This is a genomic window from Streptomyces sp. NPDC002754 (assembly GCF_053592315.1).
In genome coordinates this window covers 119,290-140,826 of sequence record NZ_JBSFVM010000016.1, presented here as the reverse complement: position 1 = coordinate 140,826, position 21,537 = coordinate 119,290, and the positions used below count along the sequence as shown (strand labels likewise).

The window sequence follows — 21,537 nt, the reverse complement described above, 5'->3', positions numbered from 1 at the left end:
GAGACAAGTGGTTGAGTGGTTCATTCGGTCGAGGAGGCATCGGTGGCGGGGACCCCCGACAGGGCGGGAGAGCACAAGGCGTCGGGAGGTCCGGCTCCGGAGGATCCGCGTCTCGCGGTGTCGCGGGAGCGGTCCGGCGTGGACCGGGAGACGGGGTCCTCGACCCCGGATCCGGACGCCGGCGACGAGCGCCTGCGGGCGGCCGTGGCGGCCTGGGTGTCGGGCGACGACGGCCCGGCGGAAACGTCTGCGGTTGCAAATCCGCCGGGCGCTTCCGCGGGTGGGGCGGGGTCGGACGGCGCGTCCGACACGGCCGACACCACGTCGCCCCCCGAACCGGACAGTGACGACGAGTCCGACGCCGAGCCGGTCGCCGAGGGCGACGGGGAGCCGACTGCTGACGCCGAAACCGGCCCCCAGGACGACGCGCGGCCGACCTCTGAGGCGGACGCCAAGTCCGGTGCCCAGGGCGACGGGAAGCCGGCCGCTACGGGCGGCAACAAGTCCGCCGAAACGGCGGCCGCCGAGGCCGAGGCCGACTCGGACGCCAAGGGTGACGGCACGGCGGACGCCGAGCCGGACGCTGAAGCCGACGCCAAGCCGGACGGCCAGACCGACGCCAAGCCGGACGCGAAGCCGGCCGCTGAGGCTGACGCCAAGAGTGGCGCGGTAGTTGGCGCCGAGCCGGACGCCGAGGCCGGTGCCGAGTCGGACGCTGAGGCCGACGCCAAGTCGGACGCCGAGGCTGACGCCAAGAGTGGCGTTGTAGTCGGCGCCAGGCCGGACGGTAGGACCGGCGCCAAGCCGGACGCCGAGGCCGGTGCCGAGTCGGACGCTGAGGCCGACGCCAAGTCGGACGGCCAGACCGACGCCAAGCCGGACGGCCACACCGACGCCAAGCCGGACGCGAAGCCGGCCGCTGAGGCTGACGCCAAGAGTGGCGCGGTAGTTGGCGCCAGGCCGGACGGCAGGAACGGCGCCGAGCCGGACGCCGAGGCCGGTGCCGAGTCGGACGCTGAGGCCGACGCCAAGCCGAACGCTGAAGCCGACGCCAAGCCGGATGCCAAGAGTGGCGCCAAGCCGGACGGCAAGAGTGGCGCCGAGGGCGACGCCAAGCCGCACGCCGAGGGCGACGTCAAGCCGGACGCCAAGAGCGGTGCCAAGGCCGATGCCAAGCCGGACGCCAAGAGTGGCGCCGCGGCCGATGTCGCGGCCGACGCCAAGTCGGACGGCACGTCGGACGCCGACGCCGACGCCAAGGCCGACGCCAAGTCGGACGCCAAGAGTGGCCCCGGTGTCCGGCGTGAGGGAGGTGGGCCTGTTGATCAGGAGACCGCTGTCTTCAAGGCCGTGTCGCAGCCCGTGGATCAGCCGACCACCACGCTCAAGGCCGCCGGGACCGCCAAGAGCAGCAAGTTCGTGCCGCTCAAGGGGCTTGAGGAAGGGAAGGTCACGGGCAAGGAGCTGCCGCCCGAGGCCGAGCAGCCCACCGTCGAGCCGGCCGAGCGGACGACCCAGCAGCCGTTGCCGCCGAAGCCCCCGCTGGACCTGCTCGCCGAGCTGACCAACACCCCGCCGCCCGCCGAGACCCGGGTCCGTACCGCGGTGCGCCGGGTCAAGGTGTGGACGCCGCTCGTGATCCTGTTGATCATCGTGTTCGGGGTCATCCAGGCCGTCCGCCCGCTGCCGACACCGTCCCTCTCGCTCACCACCGACGCCACGTACAGCTTCGACGGCGACAAGGCGTCCCTGCCGTGGCCCGGCGAGGGCCAGGGCTGGATGGACGTCCAGGGCATCGGGACGATGGACAACTTCGGCAAGCAGACGCCCGTGCCGATCGGCTCCGTCGCCAAGTCCATGACCGCGTACATCGTGCTGAAGGACCACCCGCTGAAGGCGGGTGCCGACGGCCCCGGCATCACCGTCGACGCCACCGCCGAGAAGGAAGGCGGCTACGACGCGGACGGGCAGAACGAGTCGACGCTCAACACCGTCAAGGAGGGCGACAAGATCTCCCAGAAGGACGCGCTCGCGGCGGTCATGATCCCGTCCGCGAACAACATTGCGCGCCTGCTGGCCCGTTGGGACGCCGGCTCCGAGGAGGCGTTCGTCAAGAAGATGAACGCCACCGCGAAGAAGCTCGGGATGAAGAACACCACGTACACCGATCCGTCCGGGCTGAAGGAGACGACCGTCTCCACCGCCGAGGACCAGGTGAAGCTGGGGAATGAGCTGGTACAGATTCCGGCCCTCACCGACATCACCAAGCTGCCCACCTGGACCGACCCGTCCGGCAAGAAGTGGACCAACTACAACCGCCTCGTGCCCTACGACGGCGCCATCGGCATCAAGACCGGCACGACCACCAAGGCCGGCGGCAACCTGCTCTTCGCCGCCACCAAGGACGCGGGCGGCTCGACCGTCACGGTCGTCGGCGCGGTCCTCGGCCAGCACAAGGCGCCGATCATCGACACGGTCAACGCGGTCAGCAAGACCGCGATGCTCGCCGCGCAGGACGCCGTCACCTCGTCGACGGTCCTGAAGAAGGGTGACGTCGTCGGCTACGTCGACGATCAGCTCGGCGGCCGCACCCCGGTCACGGTCACGAAGGACGTCAAGGCCGTCGGCTGGGCCGGCAAGACCGTCCACCTGCAACTCGCGGACCAGGACGGCAAGTCCGTGCCGCACACGGGCAAGGCGGGGGAGACGGTCGGCGTGCTCGAGGTCGGCGACGGCGAGGGCGGCGCCGTGGAGGTGCCGGTGGCCCTCCAGAAGGGCCTCACCGAACCCGGATTCGGCGCGAAGCTGACCCGCGTCGGCTGACCGGCCCCGGGACCGCTCCCGGGTTCCGCTCGTGGGAGGCCGATGCCCGTCGGTCTCCCACGGCGCCCGTCCGCGCACGCCGTGCTAGCGTCGCGAGACCGGGCAGGCGGGGGACGCCCACCCGTTCATTCACAACGGCACACGGGTAAACGGGAGTGTAGGGAGTGGCCACAGCGAGGCCGACGCGCGCCGACGACGCGAAGCCCGGGTCGGGCGGGGGTCGCCCCCGGATACGGTTCCCCGAGCAGTCCGCAGGAGTTTCTAGCACCGACACCCCACCCACCGGTACGCGCCTGAACCGTTTCGTCCGGCACCCCGTCACCCTCGCCACGGTCGCCGCCGCGCTCGTCCACCTCATCTGGTTCTTCACCTTCGCGAACAGCGGTGGAGACCTCGCGGCGCAGGACGCCTGGGCCGAGTTCGTCGGCCGGCACCCCGATTCCGCGTACAACCTCGCCTGGTACGGCGGCATGCACCCGGTCTCGTACAGCGTGGTCTCGCCGTATCTGATGTCGGTGTTCGGCGTGCGCACGACGATGATGGGCGCGGGCACGCTCTCGGCGGCGCTGCTGACCATGATCCTGATCCGGACGCGGGTGGTCGCGAAGCCCCTGTGGCCGGCCCTCGCGGGCGTCTTCGCGCTGCTCTGCAACGCCGCGTCGGGACGCGTCACGTTCGGCCTCGGCATGATGTTCGGGCTCGCGGCGACGGCCGCGGTGTTCTGCTGGCCGTACCGCTGGCGCTACAAGCGCTGGGCGAAGGCGGCCGTGGCGGCGCCGTTGGCCGGGATCGCGACGGCGTGCTCACCGGTGGCGGGCCTGTTCGTGGGGCTCGTCGCCGTGGCCCTGTTCCTTCAGAAGCGGCGGCCCGGGGCGTACGCGCTGGGGCTCGCGCCCGCCGCCGTCGTCGGTCTTTCGGCGTGGCTGTTCCCGTTCTCCGGTACGCAGCCGATGTCGTTCTGGTCGGCGCTGCTGCCGATGGTGTATGGCGTCGTCGTGTGCGTCCTCGTACCCAAGGGGTGGGTGACGGTGCGGATCACGTCCGCCGTCTACGCCCTGGCCGTACTCCTGGTGTGGCTGATCAGTTCGCAGATCGGTTCCAACATCACCCGGCTCCCGATGCTGTTCGCGGGCGTCGCGCTGCTCGCGGCGCTGCCGTTCACGGTGAAGCGCTCGCGCAAGTGGTACGTCCTCGTGGTCGCGTTCGTCGCCTTCAACGCGTGGATCGGCTTCAAGTCGGTCGACGATGTCGTGCGGACGACACCGGCCGCCTCCTGGGCCCGCGAACTGGCGCCGCTCGTCAACGAGTTGCAGGAGGTCAAGGCCGAGCACGGCCGCGTCGAAGTGGTGCCCGCGCGTTCGCACCGCGAGGCCTCCGCGCTCGCCCCGTACGTGAACCTGGCGCGCGGCTGGAACCGGCAGGCCGACATGGAACGCAACCCGCTCTTCTACGACGACACCCTCAACTCGGCGAACTACCGCGAGTGGCTGCGGCGTTGGGCCGTGCACTACGTGGTGCTGCCCAAGGGGGAGCCGGACGGCAAGGGCGCGGAGCGCGAGCGGCAGCTGGTGCGGCGCGGCCTGCCGTATCTCAAGCAGGTGTGGGGCGACGCCAACTGGCAGCTGTTCGCCGTCACGGACCCGACGCCGCTCGCCGAGCCGCACGCGGTCGTGGACGCGGCCGAACAGGGCGAGCTGACGATCGAGGTGACCCGGCCGGGGCGGGTGCTGATCCGCGTCCCGTACTCGCCGTGGCTGTCGGTCGTCGACGCCGAGGGCAAGAGCCTGGGTGCGCCCAAGGAGACCGAGGCGTCGAAGCGGGCGCGGGAGGCGGACGACGGGGTGCCGAAGCGGTTCGCCAATGTGCATGGGTGTTTGAGTGGGGCGGAGAAGGATGCGGATGGGGACGCGTGGACGGAGTTGTTCGCGCCGAAGGCCGGCACGTACCGCCTCGCGGCGCCGTACCAGCTCCCCCGGGGCACACCGTGCCCGGAGGAACTCACGGGGTAGGCCCTTTCAGCCCGTGCGGCGATTGAGCAGGCCTTTCAAGCCCCGCGGCGATTGAGTAGACGGCCCAGCGGGCCGCGGCCTCGGGGCTCCGCCCCGGACCCCGCTGCTCAATCGCCGCAGGGGCTTGAAATACCAAGCCCCGCGGGGAGTTGGTCTATCAAGCCCCGCCGGCGTTTGAGGCGCGGGGTCCGGGGCGGAGCCCCGAGGCGTTCAGAACTGTGGGCGCAACAGGTCCGCCAGCAAAGAGAGCTGCGCCGGGTCCTCCAACGCGGAGCCCACCGCGACGACCCCCGCCCCGGCCTCCAAATACTCCGCCGCGTTCCTCGCCGACATCCCCCCCGTGGCAACGAACGGCACCTCCGGAAACGGCCCCCGCATCGCCCGGAACCACTCCACCCCCAGCACACTCGCCGGAAACGCCTTCAACCACGTGAGCCCGCTCGCCCGCGCCGCCTGCACATCCGTGGCCGTGGCCACACCCGGCAGGTGCGGCAGCCCCGCCGCCACGCTGGCCCGCGCCACCGACACGTCCAACCCAGGGGCCACCGTGAACGCGGCGCCCGCGTCCACCGCCCACCCGAGCCGCTCACCGGAGGTGACCGTGCCCGCGCCGACCGGCTTCCCGCGCTCGGCCCCCGCGGCGACGACGGCGCCAAGGACCCGCGCCGCCTCCTCCGTCTGCACGGGAACCTCGACGCACTCGATGCCCAGGTCCCATGCGCGTACGGCCAGTTCGACGGACTTGTCGGCCGGCAGGCCGCGCAGGATCGCCATCACCGGCACCCCGGCGAACAGCTCATCGAACGTTACGGGCGCCATCCCAGCTCCTTGGAGATCGTGTCGGCGGTGGTCATGAGGTCGGGCAGCACGTCGGATTCGAGCGCGCCCAGGTCCGCCTTGGCCTTGAGCGCGGTCACGGACACCGCGGCGACGACCTCGCCGCTGCTGTCCCGTACGGGTACGGCGACGCAGTTCACGTAGTCCTCGTACTCGCCGTCGTCGACGGCCCAGCCGCGGGCCCTGGTCGTATCGAGGGCCTTGCGGTAGGCGCGGGCGGAGGTGATCGTCGTGCCGGTGTGCGGAGCGAAGCCGCAGTCGGCGAGCAGCGTGTCGGCCCGTTCGCGCGGTACGTGCGCGAGGATCGCCTTGGCGACTCCGGCGGTGTGCAGGGTGACCGGGCGGCCGATCTGCGAGTAGAGGCGCACCCCGTCGACGGGGTCGACCTTGTCGACGTACACGATCCCCTCGCGCTCCAGGGCGGCGAGGTGCACGGTGTGCCCGCAGCGCTCGCCGAGCAGCCGCAGATGTTCGTCCGCGACGTCCTTCAGACCGAACTGTTCCAGCGCGAGATGGGCGAGCCCGGCCAGCCGGTGCCCGACCGCGTACCGGCCGTCGGGGAGCCGGCGGGCGAGGCCGCCGTCGGTCAGGGACTCCAGGATGCGCAGCGCGGTCGAGCGGTGCACGCCGAGGTGCTCGCCGACCTCGGTCTGGGTGCGCGGGCGGCGGGCGATGAACTCAAGGATGTCGATGGCGCGCCGGACGGTCTGTGACATGGGATCAGCGCCCTTCGCCGGTCGTGTCGGGGCGGGTGCCGGGGTCGGTGGCGGGGACGTAGTCCTCGATGCTGCGCAGCGTCCGCCCGGCGAGCCGGTGACCGAGCGCGAGCCGCTCGGCCGGGGCGACTCCGCCCAGCAGCCCGCTCAGGTATCCGGCAGCGAAGGCGTCACCGGCACCGACGGCCTCGACGACGTCGACGGCGGGCGCCGCCACGAACTCGCTTCCCCCATCGGCGAATTCGGTCGCCCCCACGTCCCCGTCCTTGACCACGAGGATGCCGCGCGACGTTCGCGTCGCTCGTGGCGCTCGTGGCGTTCGCGTCGCTCGCGGCGCGAGGTGGTCCCGTACGTCCTCGGCGGTGGCGGTGTCCCACAGCGTCTCGGCCTCGTCGCGCCCGACGAGCACGACGTCGGCGCGGCGGGCGAGTGCCAGCAGTGCATCTGCCGCCGCCTCACGCGAACTCCACAGCGCGGGACGGTAGTTGACGTCGAACGACACCAGCGTCCCGCCGGCCGCGGCCCGCTGCACGAGGGTGTCCACGAGCGCGGCGCAGCTGTCCGACAGGGCCGGGGTGATCCCGGTGAGGTGCAGCAGCCGTACGTCCGTCAGGTCGACGCGGTCCGCGTCGGCCGACGTCATCCGGGACGCGGCCGAGCCCGCCCGGTAGTAGTGCACGCGCGTGCCGTCGGGGCCCGGATCCTTGAAGTACACGCCGGTGGGGGCGGCCGGATCGGCGCGCACCCCGTCGACGCGTACGCCGCGCGAGGCGACCGCCGCGACGATCCGCCGCCCGAACGGATCGTCCCCGACCCGGCTCACCCAGGCGGTCTCGTGCCCGAGGTCCGCGAGGTATTGCGCCACGGTCGACTCGGCACCGGCGACCGTGAGCCGCAGCTCGCGGCTCCGCTCGAGTCCTTCGCCGTCGGCGGGGGTGACCTGCGCCATCGTCTCGCCGAGGCAGACAGTCTTGCCGGACATTCGCCGCCCTTCCCATGACGTTCGTTGGCACCCCACTGGGGCCACGAGGAACAGTAACAGCAGCTACGCAACAGACGTGCATATGCTGCAACACCTGCCCTGCCTGTGCCCATGGCATGGGAATCCAGATGCACGACACATCCGGATCCGGTCATGATGCGGACCATGCCCTTCGACACCAAACCCGCCATCGAGCCCGGCTCCCTGTCCTCGGCCCCACAACCGACGCTCCACTCATCCGACGGCGAACTTCGCCTCCGCACCGCGGAGTTCGGCGACGCCCGGGCCGTCCACGACGCCTTCCAGGACCCGGCCCTGCGCTACTGGCACAGCCGCAGCATGGAGTCCCTGGAGGAAGCGCGCGACTGGATCGGGGCGACGCACACGGGCTGGCGGGAGGAGAAGACGGCCCAGTGGATCGTGGCGCGGGCCAGCGACGACGCCCCGCTCGGCCGGATGGCGCTGCGCGAGCTCAACTTCCTGGACGGGGTGGCCGAGGTCGCCTACTGGGTGATGCCCGAGGCCCGTGGTGTGTCCGTGGCGCCCAGGGCCCTGGAAGCGCTCACGGACTGGGCGTTCGCCCTGGGCTTCCACCGCCTCGACCTCCAGCACTCCACCCGCAACGAACCCTCGTGCCGGGTGGCACTCAAGTCCGGTTACCCGCTGGAGGGCACCCGCCGCAGCTCGGCGCTGCACACGGACGGCTGGCACGACATGCATGTGCACGTCCGGATCAACTCGTAGACCAAATCCCCATGTTGAGTGCCCGAACTGCCCGAAGGACTCTTGACAGCGTGCGTACTGTTTCGCGACCTTTGAGCCCCATGGGGGAAGAGGGGGGCCCATGAGCTGCATGCTCGCGTATCAACGCACCTGTCCGGTTACCGGTCCGAGCGCCGGCCCATGCACCTGCGGCGAAGGGCGGTCGAACCGACGTTGAACATCACGACGTACAGAGCCGATGAGCTCAGCACGTCCCTGCGTACGGCCTGGCACGAGACGATGGAGCACGCTCCGGACTTCCAGAACCCGTTCCTGTCACCGGAGTTCGCGGCGGGCGTCGCCAGGTTCAGGGGCCGCGCGCACGTGGCGGTGTTGCGCGAGGGCACCGAACCCGTCGGCTTCTTCCCGTACGAGAAGGGGCCCGCGGGCATCGGCCGTGCCATCGGCATGGGCCTGTCCGACTGCCAGGCCCTGGTGCACCGGCCCGGGGTCACCTGGGACACGCGGCAACTCCTGCGCGCCTGCGGCCTGTCGGTCTTCGAGTTCGACCACCTCGTCGAGGAACAGAGACCCTTCGGCCGCTACGTCACAGGAACCTTCGCCTCTCCCGTCCTCGACCTGAAGGACGGCAGCCACGAGACGTACGAGGAATGGCTGAAGGCGACGTACCCGGGCCAGGCCAAGACGACGCTCAAGAAGGAACGCCGCCTGACCCGCAACGTCGGGGAGATGCGTTTCGTCTACGACGAGCGCGACCCGGCGGTCCTGCGCCAGCTGATGCGCTGGAAATCGGCCCAGTACCGCCGCACCGGCCGCATGGACCGGTTCGCCCGCCCGTGGATCGTGCACCTGACCGACCACCTGTTCAAGGTCCGCGAGGACCACTTCACCGGCGTCCTCTCGGTGATCTACGCGGGTGACCGCCCGGTGGCGGCCCACTTCGGCCCGACGTCCAAGACCGTCTTCGCGGCCTGGTTCACCGCGTATGACCCGGAGTTCAGCTACTACTCGCCCGGCCTCCTCATGCATCTGCGGATGGTCGAGGCGGCGGGCCGCCAGGGGATCCGGCTGATGGACTGGGGCCGCGGCGAGAAGGAGTACAAGGACTGGCTCAAGACCCGCGAACTCCGGGTCTCCGAGGGCTTCGCGACCCGCCCCCACCCGGCCGCGACCGCCCACCGCCTCTGGCGCCGCCCGGTCCGCGGCCTCCGCAACACGGTGCTCGCCCACCCGGAACTCCGGGAACGGGCGGACCGCCTGCTACGGACGGTGGGCTCACTGCGACAGAGGCCGTAGGCGGGTGTTCCGGCTGGGGGCTGCTTCTTGCCTCGGCTACTTCTTGCTGAGCTGCAGCGCGCCAGGGCCCTGTACGAACAGGTCGGGTGCACTCCCAATCCGGTGGCTGTGTACTTCCGGCGGCCGTAGCTCCGGCTCGTTGGAAGAGTGGGGGTGGACACCTGAGGAGGGGGAGCTTGCGTGACTGATTCCTGCGTCATTCTCGATATCGGCGGCGTACTGGAAATCACTCCGGAGACGGGGTGGGCGCAACGGTGGGAACAGCGGCTGGAGTTGCCGCAGGGCACTGTTCATGAGCGGATGCGCGACGTGTGGCGGGCCGGGAATGTCGGGAGCATCGGCGAGCGAGAGGTGCACCAGCAGGTGTCGGCTCGCTTGGGGCTCGACGCCTCGCTGGGCGAAGCCTTCATGGCGGATTTCTGGGCGGAGTATCTGGGGACGTCGAACGATGAGCTCATCAATTATGTGCGAGGGCTGCGTGGAACCTGCAGGCTCGGCATCCTGAGCAACAGCTTCGTCGGCGCCCGGGAACGGGAGACGGCGCTCTACCACTTCGACGAACTGGTGGAACAGATCGTCTACTCACACGAGATCGGCATCGAGAAGCCCGACTCGCGAGCGTTCGAGACCGCATGTGCCGACTTGGCCGTGCGCCCGGAGAACTGTCTGTTCATCGACGATCTCGCAGTCAATGTCGACGCGGCCCGGGCCGCCGGTATGCAGGCGCATCTGTTCGAGGACAACACACGGACCGTCGCGCGCATCGCAGCTCACCTGGGCGCCGGGCCCGTGGCCCCCGACCGACACCCGCTCGGATGACGTCGGCCCGGGCGATCTTTTGGTGGGCGTACCAACGGCGCCTGGTCGAGCAGGCCTTGCCTGTGCTCAACGGGCCTACGGGTCCTCGCGGAAGGCGTCCGGCGAGATGTCAGGGGCAGTGCGTGACATGGCCGCGAACTCGGCACGGGGAACGAAGCGGCGACGGCTACGGAGCGGGATCAGCTCGCCGACACGATGCCCGTCGCGGGTGACGGTGAACGCCTGTCCTCCCTGGACGGCGTCCATGATCTCTTTGGAGCGAGTGCGCAGATCGCGCTGAGTGACCTCGGGCTGCGCCGGCATTCTGACCACGATAGCGAGGTGTGCTGCGAGGTGCTACGTGGTTCTCCGAGCGTGGTTGCCGACGAGGCCGAGCCCATGACGCGGCTGAGCGCTTGCGGCACAGCTCCGAGGAGACCTCCCGACCTCGGGAAGTGCGTGGCAATATCGCGTGATGGCGAACGAGTACGTGCGGTTTCAGTCGGCCTTGCCCGACGAGCGGAATCAGTTCAAGGGCGTGTTCGGGCTGGTCAACAACCTTGCCCGCGACGGACGACTGACGGCTGACCAGGAACGGTTCCGAAGCGAGAGCAACGCTTGGTACGACGCCGCGTACACGGACCCGTCCACCGTCGACCCGAGCGTGTACGACCCAGCTGTGAATCCCGGGGCCACGGCCTGGTTCAAGCCCTCGGCGGCTCATCTCGTGGAGCGTGTGGCGGGTTACCTGGAGATTCTGGCCACGCATGACGTGGAGTGTCACGAGGTGAAGTCGACCGACCCGGGGCGCGTGATCTACGAAGACGATGTCCAGATCGTGGTCGTCCCTCACACGCGCTGACCCGCGGGCCACCCCGATGCGACCACCCCGGCCCCGGGCCGGCGGATCCCCCGCAGCACAGGAGCTCCGGCGCGGGAGTGGCCGTCGCCTTTGGAAGCGAGGACTCCCAGCTCAGGCTGTGGACCACTCACAAGGAGCCGCGCTGCCATCGGCCCGAGTGGCCGGGCCCGAGCGTCACATCTCGTCGAGTCGCCGCGTAGTACGCCTCGCGTGACGCGCGCTGGTTTCCGACAAGAGCCGACCATGCGATCGGATCGTGGGTCCGGTCTCGGACAAACCGCTCCATCGTGGCGACTGTCTCTGCCCAGGCACGGCCCGCTTCCACTACCTCCAGGGAGCCGAGTAACAGCATCTCCTCCCAGGCCAGGTCGCGGGCCTCCGAGGCGTCGCCCAGTCGATGACCCGCTTCCTGCGGTGACAGCGGATTGGGGTTGCTGTCGTTGCCGACGTGGGCAGCGACTCTGAACAGGAGACTGACGGTCATCTTCACCGACCGGGCGTAAGCCTGATACGTGGCAAGGCGTCGGTCCTCCCAACGGATGGTGCGCTCACGGCGGAACCGCACCCGCTCGCCGTGCATGACCGCCGCGTACGAACCCAGGGCTCCGATCACCACGCCGATCAGCGCGGGCAATTGCTTCGTGAACTCAGGCACGCCGCACCGTATCGGCTCGGACTCAGATGGCGCTCAGAGTGTTGCGGAAGCTTCACGAGCCCGCGACCTTGACGTTCGATACGCACGGCCATCTGTTCCCGGACCGTATGGACGAGGTCGCGCGGGCCACCGACGAGGGGGCTGACCTGGAAGGCTCCGCAGCGTGACGTGTGCCTTACCCGTACCCGACTGCCGAGACACGGTTGACGCTTGGTGTCACGTCGTCGCGCGGACGAGCATCGTGCCGACGTTCTGCCCCTCGGGGGGTTCGATGATCTCGGCCTGAACGTCCCGGAACCCGTAGTCGTGCAGCAACCCGGTCCACTCGTCGGCTGTGTGGTCGTGACGCATACCCGCTTTGCCCGGCTCGAGTTCCTGGCCGGCGGCCGGAAGGTGGGAGAAGGCGAGCGCGTCGCCGTCATTGAGGCGGGCCCGTACGAGGGGCAGCAGCTCGTCGGGGTCCATGAACCAGACCGCGCCGAAGATGGACAGCACAACGTCGAACGTGGCGGCCTCGGCCGTCACGGGCCGCCCCCATTGAGTCGCTCGGGTTCGCGCTCGCCGTGCAGTCCTCCCGCGTCCACGAGGACGGCGCAGGCGGCCACGACATGGAAGCCGGGGCGTCCGGTGTCGCGGAGGCGTCCGGAGCGCCCGAGACGGCGCCGGATGCTCAGGAGGTGGACTACTCGGGGATCTGGCTGAGCCGCTAGGAGTTCTACTCGTCGGGCCGTGACACCACGTACGAGGGCCAACACCACGTCCTCGTCGTACACCGGGGCAACCGGCTCACGGCGGAGTCGCTGCCAGGTGCGTCCAGCAACCCCGACAGCCCTCTGCACCTCGACCTCACGACGGACCGGAACATCGTCACCGGGTCCTGGATCGAGCAGACGGCCACCGATGGCTACTACCGGGGCGCCCGCTACCACGGAGCGATCCAAATGCTCATCGAGCCGACCGGGCGCCGGATGGCCGGCAAGTGGGTCGGCTTCGGCAAGGACTTCGACGTGAACACGGGCCCGTGGGAACTGCGGCTGCTCGACACGTCGACGGCAAGGGCCGTGGTGGAGCGCTACTCCCGGCCACCGAAGTAGGCGGCCATCGGTCGCAACAACGGGGATTCTGGGCGCTGGGATCGTCGGCATGGTTGTCGCTCCGAACCCTGCTGAATGCCGGATTCCCCCTGTACGCATGTGGATCGACTGGCGAGCCGGACGTTCCGGCGTCCGTGCAAGGAGGGCTTTCATGCGTACTCGCACCGCCGTGGCCTCTGCCGTTCTGGTCCTGTGCGCCGTGTTGGGCTCGGCGGGCTGCTCAGCGTCCTCCGAGAGCGCTCCGTCGACCGGAAGCTCGACACCGGCCGAGGAGAATTCGAGTCAGCACCCGTCGGGCAGGGCCAAGCCCGAGGTCGATCCGTCGAAGTGCGCGACCTCCGCCGACAAGATGCCCAAGGGGTGCGAGGTCGACATCCATGTCTCGGAAATCTCTGAGGGCACGCCTGCCACGGAGGCTCCGTCGACCAAATGACGTTCCGTGGAGGGGCCTGTAGGAGCGGGCTGTGGTCAGAGCGAAGGGCCGGGTCGGAGGGGGATTGCCCCTGTGGCCCGGCCCTTGGCGTTGTGCCCCGGCAGATTCGAACCTGCGACACCCGCTTCAGGAGACAGCATCTGTTCCGTAGCTCTATGTGGTGCCCATACCGTTCACTGCTGTCCGCCCGGTTCTGAAATCGAGCCGGTAGGCGGCCACCCCACGATGCCGTCGAGGACCGGTGGCTGATAGCTGGGGCCTTTGAGTACCTTGCCGTCGGCTCGGCGAAGGACCCGGCCATCCGCGTCCAGCTTGCTCATGTTGGACCGATGGACTTCTGTGAAGACGGACGGCAGATCGATCTTCAGCGCATCAGCGGCGCCATAAGTGACGTAGAGGACGTCTGCCAGTTCCTTGGCCACCGCCTGGTACGCAGTGAGCGGGTCATCGTCGGTCTGCAGAGCCTCAGCAAGGTTGGCGAGGGCCTCGGCGGCTTCGTGTGCTTCTTCGACCAGCAACGTCCTTCGGTGTGCCGGCAGTTCGGGGCTTTCGGCCTTGGCCTCACCGTCGAACACTTCGCGGAATTCGGCGACCTGCCGCATCGGGTCATGATCCATGCCTTGACCCTAGAGCGCCCAACGGGTGAGGGAGCCCGACTCACGCTCCAAGCCTGGGAAACGCAGTTGATCTAGGGGGAGTTGGGAGTCTGACCTGCGAGAGAGCGTCTTAACGGCTCCTCGATGTGGCCGACTTCGTACCTACTGTTCCCCGTGGCCCCTCGTCCATCCGGCACGGATGTGGCACGGCTGATCCGAGTAGGGGCAGGCGGAGGGGTCGCATACTGGCGTCATGCCCTCGCCGCAGAGGTTTCGAGACGCCCGGCACACGAAGTACCACTTCATTGATCATATTCTCGTGCGCTGTCCGAAGTGCACTGGAATTGCTCATGTTGCCCCGGTGGTGCCAGCGGCGCAGGACGCGGGTATTTCGGTGTTCGCGCGTCGACGCTTTGTCTGTCGGTCGTGCGGTCTGTCGCGAGATGCGGCCGGAGGTGGGTTCAGTCTCTATCGGGGGCGAGGTGAAGCGACAGATCCCTACTTCCGCTTGCCGCTGTGGTTGCAGGCGGAGACGCGACATGGCCGGCTGTGGGCTTATGGCCCGGAGCACCTGGAGTTGATCCGGCAGTTCGTGCAGGCGCCGTTGCGGGAGCGAGCCCCTTGGGATGCGCAAGTCAAGAAGATGACGCTCGTCGCTCGGCTACCAACCTGGATCAAGAGTGCGAAGAACAGGAATGAGGTTCTGCGTGTCATCGGCCGGATCCGGTCGTCGCTTGCCTGACCATCGCGACCACCCGCGGACCCGCACCCGACAGAGTCGACGTCGGTCATGTGCTTGACCGCCCCGTGGGGGCGTCAGCCGCTCCACGGCTGACACTCAGGGGGACGCTGCGTCGGTGAGGTCAGGTCTGGATGTGATGTCAGAAGGGCCCCACCTCCGGAAATCCGGAGGTGGGGCCCTTCTGAACTGGTGCCCCCGGCAGGATTCGAACCTGCGACACCCGCTTTAGGAGAGCGGTGCTCTATCCCCTGAGCTACGAAGGCGCGTGAACAGCGTAGCGGATCGGGTTCGGGGCGTGGGTCACGCCAATGGGGGACGTAGGGCGGCCGGGGGCGGCTGGGGCTGTTAAGCCGGAGGGACGCAGGAAAACGAGGGGGGACACGTCTCGTCGGGCGCGGCCTCGCGGCGTCCGGCCCCACGAGTGGAGGTCCACTCATGATCCAGAATCTCAGTTCTCCGGACGGCGCAAGCATCCTGGCCGTCAACTTCACTCAAGGGCTGAACGACGCGTGGTCGAAGGTCGCCCAGTTCGTACCGAAGCTGCTCGGCTTCATCGTCGTCATGGTCATCGGCTGGTTCGTGGCCAAGATGATCACCAAGCTCCTCGACCGGGGCCTTCGGAAGATCGGGTCGGAGAAGCTCGCCGAACGGGCCGGTTCGGCGAAGATGCTCGAAGGGTCGAAGTACGACACGACCGCGATCCTCTGCAAGGTCGTCTACGTCGCCCTGATGCTGATCGTGCTCCAGCTCGGCTTCGGGGTCTTCGGCCCCAACCCCGTGTCGGACATGATCAACGCCATCGTCGCCTGGTTGCCGCGCGGCATCGTCGCGGTGGTCCTGATCGTGGTGGCCATGGCCGTCGCCAACCTGGTGCGCGACATCATCACCAACGCCCTGTCCTCCGTCTCGTACGGGAAGACCATCGGCACCATCGTGTGGGCCTGCATCGTGGTCCTGGGCGCCTTCGCCGCGCTCGGGCAGGCGGGTATCGCCACGACCGTCACGCAGCCGGTGCTCATCGCCGCTCTCGCGGCCGCGGCCGGGATCCTGGTCGTCGGTGTCGGCGGCGGGCTCATCGGGCCGATGCGACAGCGCTGGGAGCGGTGGCTGAACACGGCCGAGGAGGAGACCGCCAAGGCGAAGGGGAAGGTCGGGAACGGTGGCGCGGGCGCAACCGCTTATCAGGCGGGGCGTGAGGATGCCTTGACCCATCAGCCCGTGCAGGAGCGGGAGCGGTTCGACAATCAGTGAGCCCGTGAGCCCGTGAGCCCGTGAGCCCGTGAGCCCGTGAGCCCGTGAGCCCGTGAGCTACACCAGGTCCAGCAGGTCGTGCCGTCTCACCAGCCAGCTGATGGCGGTGAGGCGGCACACCGCGTAGTCGTGGCCCACGGGTTCGAGCCAGCCGGTCTCGGAGAGCGCGTCGATGAAGCCGAGCGCGTAGTCGCCGAGGGCCTCGGCGTCGGGTGCCGGCGGGTGCAGCGCGGCCGAGCCGGCCTCCAGGCGGTCGCGGACCTCCGCCACATGCTGGTCCACCGCGGCCAGGAAGGCGGGCTCGAAGGCGAATTCGGCGAAGCGCGGACCGTACGCCTCGCTCACCCGGGCAAGAGGGGACATCCGTCCAACGTATGGGCGAAGGCGGGCGATTGGCGGTGACTGGTGGGTGCTGTTGCTCACAAGCGCCCTGTTTGTGGTGACTTGTTCGTCACACCCCTCGTCGCATCGGTGGGGTCTACGTGATCGGTGAGACTGGGGGCATGGAGTTTTCCGCGTCCGGCAGGCCGCAGCCCGAGAATCCCGCTTCGGGCGGGGGCCCCACGTTGGCGCAGGTCGTCGACGTCGTTGGGCGGGACATCGTCCAGGTCGTACGGGCGCCGTGCGGGACGGACCTGACCGTGGGCGGGGTCGGGGTGTTCGACGCGGGGGAGAGCCTGCAGGAGCGGGGGCGGGTGCTTATCGCGGTGGGGGTCGATACGTCCGATCCGGCTGCTGCTGAGGTGTTGCGGGCCGCCGACCGGGCGGGGGCCGCGGCGCTCGTGGTGCGGCGGGGGGCCGAAGGGGTCGCGCCGCTGCTCGGGGAAGTGGCCGACGGTGTGTCCACCGCGCTGCTCGCCCGTGCCCCCTGGGTCGACTGGGGCGAGCTGATCGGGTTGCTGCGGGCCGCGCTCGCGGCCGGTGGGGCGCGGGTGCCGGAGCCCGGGGTCGACGTGGGGCTCGGGGATCTGCCGGCCCTGGCGTCCGCGCTCGCCGCGCTCGTCGGGGGTGCGATCACCGTCGAGGACCCCGAGTCCAACGTGCTGGCGTACTCGCCGACCGCCGATACCGCCGATCCGCTGCGGCGGCTCACCATCCTCGGGCGGCGGGTGCCGCGGTGGCGGGTCGCCGAGCTCGCGGAGAGCGGGTTCCTCGCCGCGTTGTGGGCGGGGGACGTTGTGCATCGGCCGGCTGATGGGCGGTTTCCTGAGCGGCTGGCTGTTGCCGTACGGGCAGGGGAGGAGGTTCTCGGGTCGCTGTGGGCCGCCGCCGACGGGGAGCCGTTGCCGGAGGGGGCGCGGGAGGCGTTGCGGCAGGCCGCCACCATTGCGGTGCCGCATCTGCTGCATCACCGGTTGCGGTCGCGGTCCGCGGAGGGGCGGCGTCGGCATGCGGTGCGGGCGTTGTTCGAGGACGGGGCGCCTGATGTGGGTGCGGCGGCTGCCGCGCTTGGTGTGGATCCGGGTCGGCCGTGTGCGGTGCTTGCCGTGGGGGTTGTGGGGGTTGTGGCGGCGGAGGTGCGGGAGAGGGCGGTGCGGGCGGGGGTGTTGCGGGTTGCTGCGGCTGGCGTGCCCGCGTTTGCCTACCGGGTGGAGGGTGGTTTGGCCCAGGCGCGTGGGGCGGCAGCCCGTGCCCAGGACGCGGGGCTCCGCCCCGGACCCCGCTCCTCAATCGCCGGAGGGGCTGGAAATGCGAACGTCGGCGGGGCTGGAGATGCAGGCGTCGGTGGGGCGGCAGCCCGTGCCCAGGACGCGGGGCTCCGCCCCGGACCCCGCGCCTCAATCGCCGGCGGGGCTGGAAATGCGAGCGTCGGCGGGGCTGGAGATGCGAGCGCCGGCGGGGCTGAATTTGGTGACCGGTTCGACGTGTTGATTGCTGACACCCGGTCCGACGCCGCCGAGCGGCTCGGTCGGGATCTCGCGGCCGTATTGCGGGGCGCCGGGGTCGAGCCGTTGGTCGCGGTGGGGCCGGTCGTCGGTGGCCTGAAGGACGTGGTGGACTCCCGGGTCGGGGCCGTCGAGGTGTTGCGGGTGCTGTGCGAGCGCGGGGAGCCCGAGGTGGCGGGCGCCGACGACGTGCGGTTCGCGTTGGACGCGCTGCGGGTGTCGGACGCCGTCGCCGCGCAGGTGCCCTCGGTCGGGGACGCCGTGGCGGCGCTCCTCGCGCACGACGAGCGGCACGGGACGGATCTGCCGCGCACCGTGGCCGCGCATCTGGCGTTCTTCGGGGACGCCGGGGCCACCGCCCGGTATCTGGGGATCCACGTGAATACGTTGCGGTACCGGTTGCGCAGGGCCCGCGAGTTGGGCGGATTCGACCTGGCGGACCCCGACGTACGTCTCGTCGTCGAGCTCGGGCTGCGGCGGGCCGGGCTGATTCCGCTGCGGTGACCTGACGGTGGGTGGTGCGCCGCCACCATGTCGGGCGGGTGGTCTTCGTGCGTACGCACTACGCGGGCGCCGTCGCCTGCCGCTCCTTGTGCCTGGCCACAGCGTCCACCCGCCGTACTTCGTGTCGGCGCACGCAGACACGCCGCCCCGCCGCGCTGCACAGTGACGAGTGCACGAGTGCCCCGCGCACCACCCCGTACGAAGCCATACGAAGCCAAAGGCAGGACACCCCCCGATGCCGCAGCCCGCCGCCTCCGCCCACGTCTCCGCCGCCCGCCGCGACGCCGCCCTGCGGGCCGCCGTCGGGCAGGGGCTCGTCGGGCCCGACGCCCCCGTGCTCGGGCTGCTCGACGTTGCCGGGGTCCGGGAGGCGGCGCGTGCGCTCAAGGCGGCGTTCGAGGGGGTCGACGCGCGGCACACCTTCGCCGTGAAGGCGGCCTCGCTCGTCCCCGTGCTCGCGCTCCTGAACGAGGAGGGCATCGGCGCGGAGGTCGCGAGCCCCGGTGAGCTGGCGCTCGCGCGGGCGGCCGGGGTGCCCGCGGAGCGGATCGTCTTCGACTCGCCCGCCAAGACGGTCGGGGAGCTGCGGGACGCGCTCGCGGCAGGCATCGCCGTGAACGCCGACAACCCGCAGGAGCTGGACCGGATCGACGAGATCGTCGCCGAGTTCGCGGCGAACCCCACCGCCTCGCCCGTCGGGCTGCGCGTGAACCCGCAGGTCGGCAGCGGGTCGATCGGCGCGATGAGCACCGCGACCGCCACCTCGAAGTTCGGTGTCGCCCTGCGTGACGAGGGCGCGGAGCAGTGGGTCCTCGGCGCGTACAAGGCGCGGCCGTGGATGACCCGCCTGCACACCCACACCGGTTCCCAGGGCGTCGCCCTGGAGCTGATGGCCGAGGGGGTACGGGCCGCGTACGACCTGGCCGAGAAGATCAACGCGCATGTCGGGCGGCAGCAGATCGACACCCTCGACATCGGCGGCGGACTGCCGGTGAACTTCGAGTCGGACGACGTCACACCCGGCTTCGAGGAGTACGCGAGCATCCTGCGCCGAACCGTTCCCGGGCTCTTCGACGGCCGGTACACGCTCGTCACCGAGTTCGGGCGCTCGCTCCTCGCCAAGCAGGGGTTCATCGCCGCGCACGTCGAGTACACCAAGACCTCCGGCGGCCGCCGGATCGCCGTGACGCACGCGGGCGCGCAGGTGGCGACCCGTACCGTCTTCGCGCCCGAGTCGTGGCCGCTGCGGGTCGGGGCGTACGACGCCGAGGGCCGGCCGCGGACGGGCGCGCCGCTGGTGCAGGACGTGGCCGGGCCCTGCTGCTTCGCGGGCGACCTCGTGGCGCGCGGCCGGGAGCTGCCCGAGCTGGCGCCCGGCGATCTCGTCGCGCTGTACGACACCGGCGCGTACTACTTCTCAACTCACTTCCACTACAACAGCCTTCCTCGTCCCGCTGTGTATGGATATGTCCGAGATGAGGGTGGGGCGGAAGCGGGCGATGTGACCTTCGCCCCCGTGCGGTCCGCGCAGTCCCTCGACGAGGTGCTGGCCGAGTCCGGTGCCCAGTACGCCGGTTCGCTGCTCGGGCTCGGCTCGGAGCTCGACTCGGGCCTCGTGGATTAGTTGCCCCCGCGAACGGTTTAAGGTGGCGTGTCGTCGCGCGTTACTGCCGCGGCACACTCCACCGGGATCCGTTCCGATCTCGGTGTTCGCCGGATCCGGCGGACCAGTCCTGTCCAACAGGTACGTCGCACACGCCTGCGCGTCTTCGCGCTCGCGTGTGTGCGGCATGCCGTTTTGCACGTACGTCGGAGAACCATGGAGCACACAGCAGAAGCCGAGTCGGAGACGACTCGGCCCGCGACCGCCCCTGCGGCTGCGACCGAGGGCAGTGTGACCACGGGCGGCAAGGCCACGACGGGAGCCCTCCGTGAGGGGGGTTACTCGGCCGGCCTGCGCAACCGTCAGGTCCAGATGATCGCGGTCGGCGGCGCCATCGGCACCGGCCTCTTCCTCGGTGCGGGGGAGCGGCTGCACACCGCGGGCCCGTCCCTGGTGATCATCTTCGCCATCACGGGACTGTTCGCCTTCTTCATCGCGCGCGCCATGGGCGAGCTGGTGATGCACCGGCCGAGCTCGGGCTCGTTCGTCTCGTACTCGCGTGAGTTCCTCGGTGAGAAGGCCGCGTACACGGCGGGTTGGGTCTACTTCCTGCACTGGGTGTGCAGCGGCATCGCGGAGATCACCGCGGTGGCGATGTACCTGCACTACTGGGCCGCCTTCCGCGACATCCCCCAGTGGACGCTCGCCCTGGTGGCGCTGCTCGTGGTGCTCGGCGCCAACCTGATCTCGGTGCGCTGGTTCGGCGAGTTCGAGTTCTGGTTCTCGATCATCAAGGTCGCCGCGATCCTCGGCTTCCTCGCCATCGGCTGCTGGTTGCTCGCGAGCCGCCACCCCGTCGACGGCCACAGCACGGGCCCGCAGCTGATCACCGACCACGGCGGCATGCTGCCGAACGGGCTGCTCCCGGCGATCGTCCTGATCCAGGGTGTCGTCTTCGCGTACGCGGCGATCGAGATGGTCGGCATCGCCGCCGGCGAGACCGAGAATCCGCGCAAGGTGATCCCGCGCGCCATCAACTCCGTGTCGTGGCGCATCGTGCTGTTCTACGTCGGGTCGGTGCTGCTGCTCGTGCTGCTGCTGCCGTGGAGCGCGTACAAGGCCGGCGAGTCGCCGTTCGTGACGCTGCTCGGCAAGCTGGGCGTGCCCGGCATCAGCGGCATCATGAACTTCGTGATCCTCACGGCCGCCCTGTCCAGCTGCAACTCCGGCCTCTACTCGACCGGTCGCGTGCTGCGCTCGATGGGCCTTGCGGGATCCGCGCCCGCGTTCACCACGAAGATGAACAAGAGGGGCGTGCCCTACGGTGGCGTGCTGCTGACGGCGACCTGCTACATCGCGGGCATCATCCTCAACTACATCGTGCCCGAGCGGGCGTTCTCGATCGTCATCAACTTCTCCGCGATCACCATGATCGGCACTTGGGCCATGATCATGGTCTGCCAGATGGTGCTGCGCCGTAAGGCCCTGCGCGGCGAGGTGGAGCGCCCCGCGTTCCGGCTGCCGGGCGCGCCCTTCACGAGCTGGCTGACGATGGTCTTCCTGGTCGCGGTCGTGGTGTTGATGGTGGTCGGCGGCGGTGACTCGGCGGTCTCGGTGTACTGCTCGCCGCTGATCGTGGTCGGCCTTGTGATCGGCTGGTTCCTGACCCGTAAGCGGGTGGCGGAGCACGCGAAGGCCGCGGAGTAGCCGCGGAGTCGCGTTCCGTC

At 69.9% G+C, this 21,537-nt stretch carries 22 protein-coding genes and 1 tRNA gene; 14 read left to right on the top strand and 9 right to left on the bottom strand.

Annotated features, from left to right (window positions below; genetic code table 11):
* Positions 1 to 42: 42 nt before the first annotated feature.
* Complete coding sequence (locus ACWD2L_RS27285; RefSeq protein WP_351344939.1) at positions 43 to 2,823, top strand: D-alanyl-D-alanine carboxypeptidase; 2,781 nt, start codon at positions 43 to 45, stop codon at positions 2,821 to 2,823.
* A 164-nt stretch (positions 2,824 to 2,987) separates the two neighbouring features.
* Entirely contained in the window at positions 2,988 to 4,832 is a 1,845-nt protein-coding gene (locus tag ACWD2L_RS27280; RefSeq protein ID WP_451192020.1) for an MFS transporter, read from the top strand.
* A 210-nt stretch (positions 4,833 to 5,042) separates the two neighbouring features.
* On the opposite strand, the gene ACWD2L_RS27275 is transcribed toward ACWD2L_RS27280, so the two are convergent.
* From ACWD2L_RS27275 to ACWD2L_RS27265, 3 genes are read right to left on the bottom strand one after another with little or no spacing between them, the layout of a single operon-like run.
* A complete protein-coding gene (locus ACWD2L_RS27275; protein WP_351335822.1) occupies positions 5,043 to 5,651 on the bottom strand; it encodes a bifunctional 4-hydroxy-2-oxoglutarate aldolase/2-dehydro-3-deoxy-phosphogluconate aldolase in 609 nt (202 codons plus the stop codon).
* On the bottom strand, positions 5,639 to 6,385 hold the full coding sequence (locus ACWD2L_RS27270) for an IclR family transcriptional regulator (RefSeq protein ID WP_351335825.1): 747 nt from the start codon (positions 6,383 to 6,385) through the stop codon (positions 5,639 to 5,641). The genes ACWD2L_RS27275 and ACWD2L_RS27270 overlap by 13 nt, the downstream gene beginning before the upstream one ends.
* A 4-nt stretch (positions 6,386 to 6,389) precedes the next feature.
* Entirely contained in the window at positions 6,390 to 7,367 is a 978-nt protein-coding gene (locus ACWD2L_RS27265; RefSeq protein ID WP_351335828.1) for a sugar kinase, read from the bottom strand.
* A 165-nt stretch (positions 7,368 to 7,532) separates the two neighbouring features.
* On the opposite strand from ACWD2L_RS27265, the gene ACWD2L_RS27260 reads away from it, so the two are divergent.
* The 3 genes from ACWD2L_RS27260 to ACWD2L_RS27250 all read left to right on the top strand — a co-directional run bounded on the left by ACWD2L_RS27260 (position 7,533) and on the right by ACWD2L_RS27250 (position 10,205).
* A complete protein-coding gene (locus ACWD2L_RS27260) occupies positions 7,533 to 8,111 on the top strand; it encodes a GNAT family N-acetyltransferase (protein WP_351335831.1) in 579 nt (192 codons plus the stop codon).
* Positions 8,112 to 8,270: 159 nt separating this feature from the next.
* Positions 8,271 to 9,386, top strand: a complete 1,116-nt coding sequence (locus ACWD2L_RS27255; protein WP_351335834.1) for a GNAT family N-acetyltransferase — start codon at positions 8,271 to 8,273, stop codon at positions 9,384 to 9,386.
* A gap of 180 nt (positions 9,387 to 9,566) precedes the next feature.
* Positions 9,567 to 10,205 carry an HAD-IA family hydrolase gene (locus ACWD2L_RS27250; RefSeq protein WP_351335837.1) on the top strand — a complete coding sequence of 213 codons (639 nt, stop codon included), beginning with the start codon at positions 9,567 to 9,569 and terminating at the stop codon, positions 10,203 to 10,205.
* Between the two features lie 75 nt (positions 10,206 to 10,280).
* Here the strand turns inward: ACWD2L_RS27250 and ACWD2L_RS27245 are convergent, their stop codons facing one another.
* Positions 10,281 to 10,508, bottom strand: a complete 228-nt coding sequence (locus tag ACWD2L_RS27245) for a type II toxin-antitoxin system Phd/YefM family antitoxin (protein ID WP_351335840.1) — start codon at positions 10,506 to 10,508, stop codon at positions 10,281 to 10,283.
* A gap of 151 nt (positions 10,509 to 10,659) precedes the next feature.
* Here ACWD2L_RS27245 and ACWD2L_RS27240 point away from each other — a divergent pair, with 151 nt between their 5' ends.
* Positions 10,660 to 11,046 carry a hypothetical protein gene (locus tag ACWD2L_RS27240; protein WP_351335843.1) on the top strand — a complete coding sequence of 129 codons (387 nt, stop codon included), beginning with the start codon at positions 10,660 to 10,662 and terminating at the stop codon, positions 11,044 to 11,046.
* Positions 11,047 to 11,173: 127 nt separating this feature from the next.
* Here ACWD2L_RS27240 and ACWD2L_RS27235 read toward each other — a convergent pair whose 3' ends face one another.
* Positions 11,174 to 11,701: a hypothetical protein gene (locus ACWD2L_RS27235; RefSeq protein WP_351335845.1), complete on the bottom strand. Its 528-nt coding sequence runs from the start codon at positions 11,699 to 11,701 to the stop codon at positions 11,174 to 11,176.
* A gap of 216 nt (positions 11,702 to 11,917) precedes the next feature.
* The gene (locus ACWD2L_RS27230; RefSeq protein WP_351335848.1) at positions 11,918 to 12,226 is read right to left on the bottom strand and encodes a class I SAM-dependent methyltransferase; all 309 of its coding nucleotides are present in this window, start codon (positions 12,224 to 12,226) and stop codon (positions 11,918 to 11,920) included.
* Between the two features lie 38 nt (positions 12,227 to 12,264).
* On the opposite strand from ACWD2L_RS27230, the gene ACWD2L_RS27225 reads away from it, so the two are divergent.
* The 3 genes from ACWD2L_RS27225 (at position 12,265) to ACWD2L_RS27215 (ending at position 13,228) form a co-directional block, all read left to right on the top strand.
* On the top strand, positions 12,265 to 12,411 hold the full coding sequence (locus ACWD2L_RS27225) for a hypothetical protein (RefSeq protein WP_451192013.1): 147 nt from the start codon (positions 12,265 to 12,267) through the stop codon (positions 12,409 to 12,411).
* Between the two features lie 231 nt (positions 12,412 to 12,642).
* Positions 12,643 to 12,795, top strand: a complete 153-nt coding sequence (locus tag ACWD2L_RS27220; RefSeq protein ID WP_451192010.1) for a hypothetical protein — start codon at positions 12,643 to 12,645, stop codon at positions 12,793 to 12,795.
* Between the two features lie 151 nt (positions 12,796 to 12,946).
* Positions 12,947 to 13,228: a hypothetical protein gene (locus ACWD2L_RS27215; protein ID WP_351335850.1), complete on the top strand. Its 282-nt coding sequence runs from the start codon at positions 12,947 to 12,949 to the stop codon at positions 13,226 to 13,228.
* 173 nt (positions 13,229 to 13,401) lie between these two features.
* On the opposite strand, the gene ACWD2L_RS27210 is transcribed toward ACWD2L_RS27215, so the two are convergent.
* Positions 13,402 to 13,845: a pyrophosphohydrolase domain-containing protein gene (locus ACWD2L_RS27210; protein ID WP_351335853.1), complete on the bottom strand. Its 444-nt coding sequence runs from the start codon at positions 13,843 to 13,845 to the stop codon at positions 13,402 to 13,404.
* Between the two features lie 232 nt (positions 13,846 to 14,077).
* On the opposite strand from ACWD2L_RS27210, the gene ACWD2L_RS27205 reads away from it, so the two are divergent.
* Positions 14,078 to 14,566, top strand: a complete 489-nt coding sequence (locus ACWD2L_RS27205) for a hypothetical protein (protein WP_351335854.1) — start codon at positions 14,078 to 14,080, stop codon at positions 14,564 to 14,566.
* A 187-nt stretch (positions 14,567 to 14,753) separates the two neighbouring features.
* Here ACWD2L_RS27205 and ACWD2L_RS27200 read toward each other — a convergent pair.
* Positions 14,754 to 14,829, bottom strand: a tRNA-Arg gene (locus ACWD2L_RS27200).
* A gap of 172 nt (positions 14,830 to 15,001) precedes the next feature.
* Between ACWD2L_RS27200 and ACWD2L_RS27195 the strand changes: the two genes are divergently transcribed.
* Positions 15,002 to 15,817 (top strand): mechanosensitive ion channel family protein, encoded by an 816-nt coding sequence (locus ACWD2L_RS27195; RefSeq protein ID WP_351335857.1) that lies wholly within the window; start codon positions 15,002 to 15,004, stop codon positions 15,815 to 15,817.
* A gap of 57 nt (positions 15,818 to 15,874) precedes the next feature.
* Here the strand turns inward: ACWD2L_RS27195 and ACWD2L_RS27190 are convergent, their stop codons facing one another.
* Positions 15,875 to 16,180, bottom strand: a complete 306-nt coding sequence (locus ACWD2L_RS27190) for a DUF6401 family natural product biosynthesis protein (protein ID WP_351335860.1) — start codon at positions 16,178 to 16,180, stop codon at positions 15,875 to 15,877.
* Positions 16,181 to 16,320: 140 nt separating this feature from the next.
* On the opposite strand from ACWD2L_RS27190, the gene ACWD2L_RS27185 reads away from it, so the two are divergent.
* The 3 genes from ACWD2L_RS27185 to ACWD2L_RS27175 all read left to right on the top strand — a co-directional run bounded on the left by ACWD2L_RS27185 (position 16,321) and on the right by ACWD2L_RS27175 (position 21,517).
* Positions 16,321 to 18,207 carry a PucR family transcriptional regulator gene (locus ACWD2L_RS27185; protein WP_351335863.1) on the top strand — a complete coding sequence of 629 codons (1,887 nt, stop codon included), beginning with the start codon at positions 16,321 to 16,323 and terminating at the stop codon, positions 18,205 to 18,207.
* Between the two features lie 235 nt (positions 18,208 to 18,442).
* Complete coding sequence (locus tag ACWD2L_RS27180) at positions 18,443 to 19,831, top strand: type III PLP-dependent enzyme domain-containing protein (RefSeq protein WP_351335866.1); 1,389 nt, start codon at positions 18,443 to 18,445, stop codon at positions 19,829 to 19,831.
* A gap of 195 nt (positions 19,832 to 20,026) precedes the next feature.
* Positions 20,027 to 21,517 (top strand): amino acid permease, encoded by a 1,491-nt coding sequence (locus tag ACWD2L_RS27175; RefSeq protein ID WP_351335867.1) that lies wholly within the window; start codon positions 20,027 to 20,029, stop codon positions 21,515 to 21,517.
* The last annotated feature ends 20 nt before the right edge of the window (positions 21,518 to 21,537 follow it).